The organism is Agrobacterium pusense, from assembly GCF_900102105.1.
GTDB lineage: Bacteria > Pseudomonadota > Alphaproteobacteria > Rhizobiales > Rhizobiaceae > Agrobacterium > Agrobacterium pusense.
Map to the genome: position 1 here is coordinate 31,701 of NZ_FNBB01000004.1, position 11,929 is coordinate 43,629.

General features: G+C 60.4%; 8 protein-coding genes. 6 read left to right on the forward strand and 2 right to left on the reverse strand.

What is annotated here, in order from left to right; translation table 11 throughout:
- Positions 1–37 precede the first annotated feature (37 nt).
- Together BLU28_RS12060 and BLU28_RS12065 are read right to left on the reverse strand one after the other, a co-directional pair.
- Positions 38–2,020: a phosphatase PAP2 family protein gene (locus tag BLU28_RS12060; protein WP_077986473.1), complete on the reverse strand. Its 1,983-nt coding sequence runs from the start codon at positions 2,018–2,020 to the stop codon at positions 38–40.
- 205 nt (positions 2,021–2,225) lie between these two features.
- Positions 2,226–3,506, reverse strand: coding sequence for an ABC transporter substrate-binding protein (locus BLU28_RS12065; protein ID WP_077986474.1), 1,281 nt, complete (start codon positions 3,504–3,506; stop codon positions 2,226–2,228).
- Between the two features lie 195 nt (positions 3,507–3,701).
- On the opposite strand from BLU28_RS12065, the gene BLU28_RS12070 reads away from it, so the two are divergent.
- Genes BLU28_RS12070 through BLU28_RS12095 form a run of 6 tightly spaced genes read left to right on the forward strand, consistent with a single transcriptional unit; the run spans position 3,702 to position 11,842 of the window.
- Positions 3,702–6,224: a hypothetical protein gene (locus BLU28_RS12070; protein ID WP_077986374.1), complete on the forward strand. Its 2,523-nt coding sequence runs from the start codon at positions 3,702–3,704 to the stop codon at positions 6,222–6,224.
- A gap of 13 nt (positions 6,225–6,237) precedes the next feature.
- Positions 6,238–7,332, forward strand: a complete 1,095-nt coding sequence (bglB, locus tag BLU28_RS12075; protein ID WP_034498127.1) for a beta-galactosidase BglB — start codon at positions 6,238–6,240, stop codon at positions 7,330–7,332.
- Positions 7,333–7,337: 5 nt separating this feature from the next.
- On the forward strand, positions 7,338–8,690 hold the full coding sequence (gene pglB / locus BLU28_RS12080) for a polygalacturonase PglB (protein WP_048902986.1): 1,353 nt from the start codon (positions 7,338–7,340) through the stop codon (positions 8,688–8,690).
- On the forward strand, positions 8,690–9,793 hold the full coding sequence (locus BLU28_RS12085; RefSeq protein ID WP_022563733.1) for an ABC transporter ATP-binding protein: 1,104 nt from the start codon (positions 8,690–8,692) through the stop codon (positions 9,791–9,793). Before pglB ends, BLU28_RS12085 begins: the two co-directional genes overlap by 1 nt.
- A gap of 1 nt (position 9,794) precedes the next feature.
- The gene (locus BLU28_RS12090; RefSeq protein ID WP_034498130.1) at positions 9,795–10,790 is read left to right on the forward strand and encodes a carbohydrate ABC transporter permease; all 996 of its coding nucleotides are present in this window, start codon (positions 9,795–9,797) and stop codon (positions 10,788–10,790) included.
- Between the two features lie 2 nt (positions 10,791–10,792).
- Positions 10,793–11,842, forward strand: a complete 1,050-nt coding sequence (locus tag BLU28_RS12095) for a carbohydrate ABC transporter permease (protein ID WP_022563731.1) — start codon at positions 10,793–10,795, stop codon at positions 11,840–11,842.
- Positions 11,843–11,929 lie beyond the last annotated feature (87 nt).

The following is an 11,929-nucleotide window of genomic DNA, read 5'->3' on the forward strand; positions in this document are numbered from 1 at the left end:
CGGCTTAAGCCGCGCCCGGCAGGCCTCTTGCATCGGCCTATTCGACCACCACCGACAGGTCCGAACCGGTATAGACCGGCCGCACCTTCACGTTGCCCGCATCTATCGTGGCGAATGTCCCGGTCAGGCCGTTGGCGGAGATGACGTCGAGCCGCGTGCCGGCGGCCGACGCGCCGCCTTCGAAAGCGAGCTTCAGCGTCGCGCCGTCTAGCACCACATTGCCTTTGACGCGCAGAGCAATCTTTTGCGGATCAAGCGCCAGCGTGCCGCCGGACTGCGTATAATCACCGCCGATGGCGACATCCTTGCCTGCGGCAAGCGAGAGCGTGCCGCCCGTGACCAGCACGCCACCGGTTCCAAGCGCATCGGCGGAAGACGCAACCAAGGTTCCGTTCCTGACAATGGTGCCGCCGCCATAGCTGTTGTTGCCGCTGAGCGTCAGCGCCCCACTGCCGGATTTGACGAGACGCCCTGCCCCGGCAATATCATTCGTCCAGCGGTCTTGCGCATTGAAGCCACCGACCGCAGCGTCCATCGTCACCTCGACGTCGCCGTCAAATGCGCCATAACCACCGGCAGCGGCCACCAGATTGATGCGTCCCCAGCCGTTGCTGTCATCGAGCAGCGGATAACCCGCCTCGATGCCGGTGGAAAACAGCACGGCGCGACGTTGTGCGGCATTAAGATAAGGCAGGCGTGTTTCGAGCAGAACCTCGGCGCCCTTCGGCACCACCATGGGTGCATGGCCCCCAGCCGTGTTGCGGCTGAAGGAATAGGTCATGCGCCGGCGATAATCGGCCTGGTTTTTCGCCGCATCGGCATAGGGGTCGCTTTCCAGACCCGCGCTATGGGCGAACTGGATCAGAGACTGGCCCTGCGGCAGGCGTTTTACGAAATAGGCCTGCAGGTCGTAATGCGCCGCCTTTTTGACCTCTGCGTTCTTTGGATCCTGCAAGACGGCAGCGGCGATCGCAGTTGCCGTTATGCGGCCACCGATCACATCGACGGGGGAATGCATGCCGGCGACGATGCGGCTTTCGCCCAGTTGCGAAGCCGCCGTCAGCAACTCGGAAAAACGCTCCGGCACGGCATAAGCATAGGCAATCGCGGCAAGATAGGCGGCATTGGTGTGGCCGCTTGGAAAGCCGCCATCCTTGCCACGGCCGCGATTTTCGCGCGCATATTTCAGCGCCGGGACAACAATGCCGGCACTGGATTCGTAGCCTTCGAAGGTACGATCGCCGATGGTCTCGGTCCCCTTGTCGACGACCTCACCCTTATCGTTCATCCGCCACGGGCGCGGCGAGGAATAAAAGTATTTCGCGGGCGATGTCGTGGCTTCCGGTCCGCGGATCGCCTTCATCAAGGCCACGACGCTCTTTAACTCGGATTCGGCCGTTCCGGCTTCCGTACCCTTGTCCTCCTCCTTGCGGGTGATCACCTCGTTCGGATCGAAGTCTGCAAGTGTATGGTTGATCGTGGTGGTCGCACCCGACCCCTCACGATACCAATCGGCAAGCGGTCCCATGCCGTTGATCGCGCTGTAGCTCTGCGAGCGCCGATCATTCATGTAGGCATTGAAAGCGGCGGCGGTCGTGCGGTTTTCCCCGGTCACAGACAGCACATAGCGCATGTTTTCCTGCCAGATCGCGGGATTAACGGCCTTCGCACGGCTAAAATCCGTCGGACCATCGCCGTTGGCGCCACCAGCGGCCCATTTTTTATCGCCAAGCGTCCAGACGCGGTTGAAGCCGGAGAGGATTTTGATGACGGGATTGTCGCGGTCGTCATAGGCGCGAACATCCTCGCCCTTCTCATTCTTGCCCGTCTGATTGCGATAATTATCGGCAAGCGGCAACGGATAAGCGGCAGTCGGCTCCGGCACGGTGATGGCATAGCCCTGACCTGCCGGTACCTTGCTATCAAATGCTTCGGCGCTCGAAACGAGCACCAGCAATGCAACGGAGGCAAGCAGGGCCGAGCGTACGGAGGGAATGGACGACATCTTCAATTTGGGCATGATGAATCCTGTGATTTGACGCGTGACGAAAGGGGAGCGCGCAAAGCCTCGGCGCGCCGTCAGCTTTAAGCCGGGCATATGGCAGTTTTTTTTCGGCATGCTGATTAAGATAGATCGCATGTGAAAGAGCGGCCGGCAGATGAAGGCGCGATTTGCCCGACGCGTCGCCCCGGGCAGATCGACTTTTTATTTCGAGGCGGCGCTCTTATTTCTTGACCGCGACAGCCTCGTTGATCTTGGCGATGTCATCTTCCAGAACCTTGTAGGTCTGATCGAGCGTCAATTCGCCGACGATGAGCTGGCTCATGCGCTGCACGATCTGCTGATACATAGCGCTGCCACCCTTGGCGCGTTCGAAATCACGCGCGGCCTGCGGCACGTTCTTTTTGTTGTCGAGGAAGACCTGCATCGCTGCCTTGGCGTTTTCGCTCTTCAGCTTGTATTGCGGATTGGCGATCTCTGCACCCGTCAGGATGACGTAGTTTTCAGCGATTTCCCGCTGAACCTTTTCGGAGCCGAGGAACTCGATGAAATGGGCCACATCTTCAGGGTATTTGGTGCGCTTGAAGCCAACGATCGCGGTGCCACCAGGCATCGCGTAGCATCCCGCATCGCCGCAGGGAGCATTGATCGCGGTCCATTCGAAGGTGTCGCCGATCTTGTTCTGGAACGGATTGACCATCCAGTTTCCGGCGAGATACGTCACGACATTGCCGTTGACGAACTCGTCACCCATATTTTTGTACTGCGAACCCCCGGCCGCACCCCACATTTCCCTGGGGAAGCTGCCGTTTTGCGTCCATGAGAAGAGATCGGCGATGTATTTTTTCGCCGCATCGTCGGGGAAGCTAAACTTGCCGTCCTTCACATAAGTCGAGCCGTAAGAGAAGGCGCCGCCAGAGAAACGGTGGCCTGACCGGTCCATGGTGAAGGGGATCTGCACGCCCGTCGCCTTGGCGACACGGGCGGATGCCTCGACGATCTCGCTGAATTTGGCGGTCGGGCTGGGCAAGGGTTCGCCGGCCTGCTCGAACAGCGTCTTGTTGACGAAGGGCAGGTTCAGCGTCTGCGACGCCATGTAGCCATTGATCGACTTCGGATCGTTGACATTGGGCAGGCGAAGCTGGTCGAGGCTTGCACCATGCAGTTTCGCGAAGGCGTCCGCATCCCTCATGTAAGGCCGCATGTCGAGATAATAGGGCGCGAGCTGCCAGTCGGTGATCTTGGCAATATCGGGGCCCTCGCCCACCGCCAGCTGCACTGGCAGCTGCTTAGAAACGGCATCATAACCCGACGATACGAAATTGATCTTCACGCCGGGATTGGCCGTCTCGAACTCCTTGCTGAGCGCTGCCATGCGCTGCACATAACCCTGATCGTCATCGGTAAAAAGAAATGTGATCGTGCGGGTCTCGGCCTGCGCGGCCGAAAGACCGGCCACAGAGGCAAATACTAGGGCGCTGACACCCGAAAACAATTTCATCATGCTCATCCTCCCAATGAAAACATTTTCATAAATCGAATAAAAGCTCCTCTGCTTACTTCGATTTGTGATGTTTTGCGGCTTGACAGAATAAACGTCAAGCTGTTTGTTCTGGCGAAATTGCACAAATCGACGCCGAGAGGCAAAAACAGTTTTGTGAAAATAATTTCATTACCGATCGACGGGAGGCGATCCATTATGCCGGATGGACCATTTACGGCGAACACGTCGGAGCCCACATACACCGTCACGGACGGGGAGACGGTAACCGCCTGGATCGTCTCCGATCTCGTGGAAACATCGTTTCCGGGCACGCCGGCACCGGCGGAAGATCGGGTCAACTACCGTTTCATCAACGGTTTTGTCGATGTCGGCGACCTTCCCTGCCGCAAGGCCTTCCAGCAGACCATGGTTGGCCGCCACATAGCCCCCGATACCAGCTGGCCAGTCTCCCACCTCAACCTGCCCGGCTCCAATCGCCGCGTCGAATTCACCGGCTTCTGGCATGTTCCGACCCACGTGCAGCGCTGGCTGAAGGGCACGTTTCGCAGCGAGACTGCACGGAAAGCGCAGTTCCGGCTGCGAACCTGTGGCGGCGTGCGCATCTGGGTAGGCGGCGTCGAGCAGGTCCGTTTCGAACCCTTTATCCGCAATGTCGAAAGCAGCCGTGACATCGCGCTCGATCTGGCGGCCGGTGACAACGAGGTCCTGCTTCTCTGCGAGGATCTGGCGGAGCGAGACATCATCTGGTTCTTCGAACTTGAGGTTATTGATCCCGCGCCGCTCACCGTCGTGTTGCCGGTGCCGCTCGACCGGGAAGAGACGAAGCGCCTGGCCGCGCTGGTACGTGACGTGCACCCTGCCCGCGACGTGTTTTCTGGCAGCGCCCTCGAACTCGTCTTTGGCGCAGCGCCGGCAAGCGATCTGCCGGTGCACATCGCCGTCAAAAGCCATGGCCATGAGCGCGCCGCGCTTGCGGAAGTGGATACGGTGCTGAAAGCCGGGCAATCCTCACTGACGATCCCCGAAACAATAGGCATTGCCGACGGGTATCACGGCGTCAGGATCACCCTCGGATCGGGTTCCGGCACTGTCACCCGCGTCATCGACGCCGCCTTCATGCGTGATATCGCGCCGGAAGCATCCTCTAACGACATCAATGAACGGAAGAAGGCGGCGCTTTCCTTCAGCGCCCGTTTCGGCGCCTGGCGCATCGGCCGCGCGCTTGCCATGGTCGCCACCGGCAGCGATGACATCGAGACGATCGGCGGCATCATCGATGTAACGCTGCACTCCATCGACAGGCGCGAAGACTGCTCGGATTTCATCATGATCCCGCTGCTGTGGCTGGTGCGTGCTCATGGGGCCCGGTTGCCTGCAGATATGCGGGCACGGATCGATGCTTCGATCCTTGGTTATCGTTACTGGGTGGACGAGCCGGGCAATGACGTCATGTGGTTCTGGAGTGAAAACCACGTACTTTGCTTCCACACCAGCCAGTTGCTGGCCGGCGATTATCTGCCGGACGCCACCTTCACCGCGTCCGGCCGTAGCGGGCGCCAGCAGGCCGCGCTGGCAGCTGAGCGGCTGGCGCGCTGGTTCGACAGCGTCGAGGCGCATGGGTTGGCCGAGTGGAATTCGGCCGCCTATTACCCCGTCGATTTCATCGGTCTTCTCGCCATCGAACATTGGGCGGAGCCGGAGCTTGCCGCCCGCGCGCGCCACCAGATCGATCTCATTTTCGAGATGATCGCGCTGCATACACTGGGCGGTGTCCCCTCCGGTTCGCAAGGGCGGGCTTATGACAAGGAACTGCGCGCCGGGCCGCTGACGGAACTGGCGCCCTTTGCTGAGGTCGCCTTTGGCAAAGGCTGGCTCAACAACGGCGTCGCCTCGCTACCAATGTTCTGCTGCGGAGATTACCTGCCGCCGGCGCATCTTGCCGCCCTCTCCCAGCTGGAAAACGGCCGCATGGTCGAGGCGCGCTACGCGCAGGGGCTGGAGCCCGGCAAACTCGTGCTGTTCAAGAACGAGGCCGGCCAGCTTTCCACCGTTGTCGATCACAAGACCGGCCGCAGGGGTCACCAGCAGCACGTCATGGACATCAAGCTTGCCGGCCACCCGATGGCGCGACTGTGGGTCAATCATCCCGGTGAGGACGATCCCTGGGGCAGCCAGCGTCCCTCCTATTGGGCGGGAAGCGGCATCCTGCCGCGCGTAGCGCAGCACCGCGATTTGGCGATGCTGATCTTCGATACCGAAGATCACCGCAACGACTGGACCCACGCCTATCTCGGCCGCGACGGGCTGGAGGAGGTCATGATGGAAGACAACTGGCTCATCACCCGTTCCGGCCGCGGCTTCGCGGCCCTTTACGCGACGAACGGACTTGAACCCGTCACCTCTGGTGCCACCGCCAACCGCGAGATTAGATCGCCCGGCCGCCGCGCCGGCTGGATCGGCGTTATCGGCTGCGGCGACGCGCAAGCCTTCGCCGGCTTCCGCGCGAAAATTCTCGCCACACGGGTCACCTTCGATGCCGATAGCCGGCTGCTCGCAGTCACGCCACCCGGCGGGCCGGAATTCACTCTCAGCTGGGACGGCGCCTTCACTATCGGCGGACAGGCCATGGCCTTCGACCATGACCAGCCGCAACCGAAAATCACCTTCGACAGCGCCGACCCCGCATCGGGCAGCGCTGCAAAACCCATCTACTCCTAAGCGGAATTGACAGATGAACCAGCCAAGCATGGAAAAAGACACTCTCAGGACAACGATCGATAATGTCGCCGCCGCCTTCAGCCGCCTCAAAGGCATTCAGGAAGGTCTGGTCAGCGGCAGTTCCGATGGCAAGATCCAGTTCGATGAATGGGATTGGGAAGTGGGTGTTGGCCTTTATGGTTTCCTGCGCCGGGCACTCGCGGCCAACGACCAGAAGGCACTGGATGACCTCGTGACATGGTACGGCTGGCAGATCGACCGTGGCCTGCCGCCGCGCCAGATCAACAGTTCCGCGCCGATGCTGCCGCTCGTCATCCTGACAGAACATGTCGACCGGCCGGATTTCCGCGCGCTGGTGGAAGACTGGGCCGACTGGCTTGTGCATGAATTGCCCAAAACCGAAGATGGCGGCTTCCAGCATGTCGTCAAGGAACGGCTGAATGAGGGGGAGCTCTGGGACGACACGCTGTTCATGGCCTGTCTGTTTCTCGCCCGCGCGGGCGTTGTCTGCAAACGGCAGGACTGGATCGACGAGGCCGTCTACCAGTTCATGATCCATGCGCGCTATCTCTCCGACCCCGTCACCGGGCTCTGGTATCACGGCTGGACCTTCAACGGTCGCCACAATTTCGCGGACGCGTTTTGGGCACGCGGCAATTCATGGATCACCGTCGCCATTCCCGAACTCTTTGAACTGGTACCGACACTTGCTCAGAAGGACAAACGTTTCCTCGCCAATGTGCTTTCAAGCCAGGTGCGGTCGCTGAGAAAATATCAGCGTGAAGACGGCATGTTTCATACGCTGCTCGATGACCCGACCTCACCAGTCGAGACATCGGCGACGGCCGGCATCGCCTATGGCATTCTGCGCGGCATCGAGGCCGGCATTCTCGATGAAGAGAACCGTCCGCATGCGGAACGCGCGCTGAAGGCGGTGCTCGGCAATATCGATGAGGAAGGCGTCGTTCACGGCGTCTCCGACGGCACGCCAATGGGCCACGATCTCGATTTTTACCGCCGCATCCCCAACCTGCCCACGCCCTACGGGCAGGCACTGACGATGCTGCTTCTGATCGACGTTTTTCTGAAAAGGCCAAAGACATCGTGAGCATCATGAACATCAGTCAGGACATCACAGTTGCGGCCAGTGGCCTCGATGCCACGGCGACCGTCCAGCAGGCTATCGACGCCGTATCATCAGCAGGTGGCGGGCGCGTATCTCTTTCGGCCGGACGACATGTCAGCGCCGGTCTCCAGCTCAAAAGCGGCGTGGAACTGCACCTTGCAGCAGACGCGGTACTCGCCCCCGTTTCCGATTACGACGCTTATGCACTGACCCGGGTTTCGGTGATTGCCGAAGACTCCGATCGCGGCATGATTATCGCCAAGGGCGCGCACGACATCGCCGTCACGGGCCCGGGCCGTATCGAGGCCGGCGGTGAAAACTTCATCATTGGCGATGACACGGCCATGGGAACCTATATCCCGGCGAAAAAGCGCCCGCGCGTGATGGTGCTGGAAGCCTGCCGTAATGTGCGCCTCGAAAACCTGCACGTCAGTGGCTCCCCCATGTGGACGCTGCATATGGTCAATTGCGAGGACCTTCATTTCCGCAATCTGCGCATCGAAAACGACCGCCGCCTGCCCAATACGGATGGCATCGTGCTGGATGCCTGCCGCCGCGCGTTGATCGAGGATTGCTTCATCTCGACTGCGGATGACGGCATCTGTCTCAAGACCAGTGCCGGGCCGGATGGCAAGGCAGTGGGCGTGTGCGCCAATATCGCGGTTCGCCGCTGCACCGTTTCCAGCATGAGCTGCGCGCTGAAGCTCGGCACCGAATCCTTCGGCGATTTCACTAATGTGGTGTTCGAAGACTGCAAGGTGGTGCAGTCAAATCGCGGCATGGGTCTTTTCTCCCGTGATGGCGGCGCCATGCGCAACATCCGCTTTTCACGCATCGAGGCCGAGTGCCATGAAACGCCGGGTGGTTTCTGGGGTTCTGGCGAAGCAGTGACAGTCACTGTCGTTGACCGCCGCCCCGAACGGCAGGCAGGCAGGGTGGACAATCTTGTTATCGAAGATTTGAGCGGTTCGATGGAGGGAGCGATCAACCTCGTCTCCACCTCGGCAGCCGGCATTCACAATGTCAGGCTTGCGCGCATCACGCTGGCGCAGGAGCCCGGCAAGCTCGGCACCGGCCTGCAATATGACCTGCGTCCCACCAATGCCGATATAGCGCCAAGCGCCGATGCGGCCGGCCGCGCCAATGCCTGGACGCAGGATGCTGAGGGCCGGATCGTCGGTATGGAGGATTATCCAGGCGGCATGCCCGCGATCTACCTTAAGGGCGCTCACGGTTTTTCGGCTGATGATGTCGCCATCAAAAGAGCAATGCCCTTGCCCGAGGGTTGGAACAGCCAGGAGATCGTCGCGACGGCGAGCTCGGTTGAAGGGAGCAGGTGATGGGAAGTCTGAAACTCGAAAACCTCAACAAGGCGTTCGGCGCCGTTCACGTCCTGCATGATATCGATCTCCAGATCGAAAACGGCGAATTCGTCGTTTTCGTCGGCCCGTCGGGCTGCGGAAAATCGACGCTGCTGCGCATCATCGCCGGTCTTGAGGACGTCACATCAGGCAGCATCGCCATCGGAAATCGCGATGTCAGCGCACTGTCGCCGGCAGAACGCAAGATCGCCATGGTCTTCCAGTCCTACGCGCTTTATCCGCATATGAGCGTGCGCAAGAACCTCGCCTTCGGCCTGGAAAACCTGCGCTTCAAGCGGTCGGAAATCGAAAACCGCATCAACGAGGCGGCGCGGATGCTTGCCATCGAGCCCTATCTCGACCGCAAGCCGAAACAGCTTTCCGGCGGCCAGCGCCAGCGCGTCGCCATCGGCCGCGCCATCGTGCGCGAACCTGACATCTTCCTGTTCGACGAGCCGCTGTCGAACCTCGATGCGGCACTGCGCGTGCAGACGCGCGCAGAAATCACCCGGCTGCACCGCGATATCAAGACAACGATGATCTATGTCACCCACGATCAGGTGGAAGCCATGACCATGGCCGACAAGATCGTGGTGCTGCGCGCCGGGCGCATCGAACAGGTGGGCAGCCCGCTTGAGCTTTTCGATAATCCGCGCAACCTCTTCGTTGCCGGTTTCCTCGGTTCGCCGCGCATGAACATGCTGAAGGGCACCATCATCAAGCGCGACGACGGCACCATTTCCATCGATGCCGGCTATGGCGTGTCGCTCCCCTGCCTCGTCGATCCGGCAACCGTCAGCCCCGGACAGGCGGTTCTGGCGGGCATCCGACCCTCGCATTTCACCATCGCGGATGCCGGCCTGCCCTTCGAGGTGCAATACCACGAAAGCCTCGGCACCGAGACCTATCTCTACGGCAATATCAAGGGTGAGAAGGACCAGATCATCGTGCATCAGGCCGGCCATTTCGCGCCAGCCTCCGGCGCGGTGCTGAAGGTCATGCCAGCACGGGAGAAGGTTCATGTCTTTGATCCCGCCACCGAACTGGCGCTGCCGCGCCTAACGGGCGAAGGGAGAGGGTAGCATGGCCAATCCGACCCTTGCGAGACTGTCCGACCGCGCGCTTGACGCCGTTATGGCGATTGCCGAGGTGCCGCTCAACTTCATCGAGCGGCTGATCGGCAAAAGGCGCATGCCCTATATCTTCCTGATGCCGAACCTCGTTCTTTTTGGCATCTTCACCTTCCTGCCGATTGCGATTGCCGTCGGTTATGCCTTCACCGGCGGCACCGAACTTTTGATCACCGACCGCCCCTTTGTCGGTTTGGAGAATTTCGGCAAGCTGCTGGATTGCCAGAGCTATATGGACCCGGGAAGCTGCCGGGAATCGCTGTTCTGGACGGCAATCTGGAACACGCTGTGGTTTGTCGGTTTCAATGTCATCGCCACGTTGCTGGTCGCGCTCATAACCGCCCTCATCCTCAACAGGGCGATAGCCGCGCGCGGTTTCTTCCGCGCCATGTTCTTTTATCCCGTCCTGCTGTCGCCCGTCGTCATCGGCCTCATCTGGAAATGGTTTCTGGACCGCAACGGCCTGCTCAACGCCTTCTTCCAGATGCTGGGCGTGCCGCCGGAAATCTTCCTGCTTGATGTCGGCTGGTCGCGCTTTTTCGTGGTGGTCGTTTCGGTCTGGTTCCACATGGGCTTTTATACGCTGATCCTGCTCGCCGGCCTTCAGGCCATCCCGAAGGATCTCTACGAAGCCGCCGCCATCGATGCCGCCTCGCCCCGGCGCACGCTTTTGCGCATCACCCTGCCACTTCTCGGCCCCAACCTGCTCGTCGTGCTCATACTGTTGATGATCCGCTCGGTGCAGATATTTGATGAAGCCTGGGTTTTGACGAATGGCGGCGGGCCAGGCACGGCCAATACATTCGTGGTGCAATATATCTATCAAATGGCCTTCGGCAGCGATCTCAGGCTGTTTGGCCTTGCTTCCGCCGCGTCGGTGCTGATGGGCCTTGTGCTTCTCGCACTGACGCTCGTGCAGCTGCGCCTTGGCAAAAAGATGGAGTCCTGACCATGTCCAATGCCGTCTCTTTCCTCACGCGCACCCGCCGTCCCGGCCGGATCGGCCTCACCGATATCCTCTCCTGGGTCTGGCTCATCGGCGGCACACTCGCTGTCCTCATCCCGGTTGTCTGGGCCGCCATGTCGTCGCTGAAACCGGAGGCTGAAATCACGCGGTTTCCGCCAAGCCTCCTGCCGCGCGCTGCCGTGCAAGTGGAGGTTCAGGGCTACGACAGGCCGCTCAGCCTGTGGAAGGCCACCATCGACGGCGCAGAGCGTGAGATGGCCATGGTCCGCCGCATCGGCCTCAAAGCTCAGATGGTGGACCCAGCCAATCCGGGCCCGCCAATCAGTGTCGACACACGGGAAATAACGCCAGTTCAGAAGCTGACCATCGCGACGGAGAACTTCACCGATCCCCTGACACAGTTCAGCTTCCTGACCTTCCTCAAGAACTCGGTCTTCGTCACCGTCGTCGCAACGGTCCTGACGCTGATCGTCAACGCCATGGCAGCCTTTGCGCTCTCCAAATACCGTTTCCGTGGCGAAAAGGCGATCTTCGTGCTGATCATCTCCACCCTGATGATCCCGCTCACCGTCGTCATGGTGCCGGCCTATCTCGTCATCGTCGGTGTCGGTCTCGTCGATAATCTCTGGGGTGTCATCATTCCCACCGTCGCAACGCCGACAGGCGTCTTTCTGCTCCGGCAATATATGCTGACCATCCCCGATGAGCTGATCGAGGCGGCGCGCGTCGATGCCGCCAGCGAATTCCGCATCTTCTGGCGCATCATCCTGCCGCTGACGGCCCCGGCGCTCGCGGTTCTCGCCATATTCTCGGTTTTGTGGCGCTGGAACGACTTCCTCTGGCCGCTAATCGTTCTCAGCAGCCGTGAGAATTTCACGCTGCAGGTGGGGCTGAACGCCTTTCAGGGCGAGTTCTCGGTGCAATGGCACTATATCCTCGCCATGACCTTCCTCAGCCTGGCACCCGTCACGGTCGTGTTCCTGTTCCTGCAGCGCTACATCACAACAGGCATCGCCGGAACGGGAATGAAATAGGCTTCGCAGACATTAGCGCCGAACGCCACAGAAAGAAAAAGGGAGATGTTGTTTGCAACATCTCCCTTCGTTCATTTGGTGACGCGA

Bases quoted from the DNA above. Each gene is read 5' to 3' on its own strand.
- BLU28_RS12065 (WP_077986474.1), bottom strand. From the start codon at position 3,506: ATGATGAAATTGTTTTCGGGTGTCAGCGCCCTAGTATTTGCCTCTGTG.
- BLU28_RS12070 (WP_077986374.1), top strand. From the start codon at position 3,702: ATGCCGGATGGACCATTTACGGCGAACACGTCGGAGCCCACATACACC.
- BLU28_RS12095 (WP_022563731.1), top strand. From the start codon at position 10,793: ATGTCCAATGCCGTCTCTTTCCTCACGCGCACCCGCCGTCCCGGCCGG.
- BLU28_RS12060 (WP_077986473.1), bottom strand. From the start codon at position 2,020: ATGCCCAAATTGAAGATGTCGTCCATTCCCTCCGTACGCTCGGCCCTG.
- BLU28_RS12085 (WP_022563733.1), top strand. From the start codon at position 8,690: ATGGGAAGTCTGAAACTCGAAAACCTCAACAAGGCGTTCGGCGCCGTT.
- pglB (WP_048902986.1), top strand. From the start codon at position 7,338: ATGAACATCAGTCAGGACATCACAGTTGCGGCCAGTGGCCTCGATGCC.
- BLU28_RS12090 (WP_034498130.1), top strand. From the start codon at position 9,795: ATGGCCAATCCGACCCTTGCGAGACTGTCCGACCGCGCGCTTGACGCC.
- bglB (WP_034498127.1), top strand. From the start codon at position 6,238: ATGAACCAGCCAAGCATGGAAAAAGACACTCTCAGGACAACGATCGAT.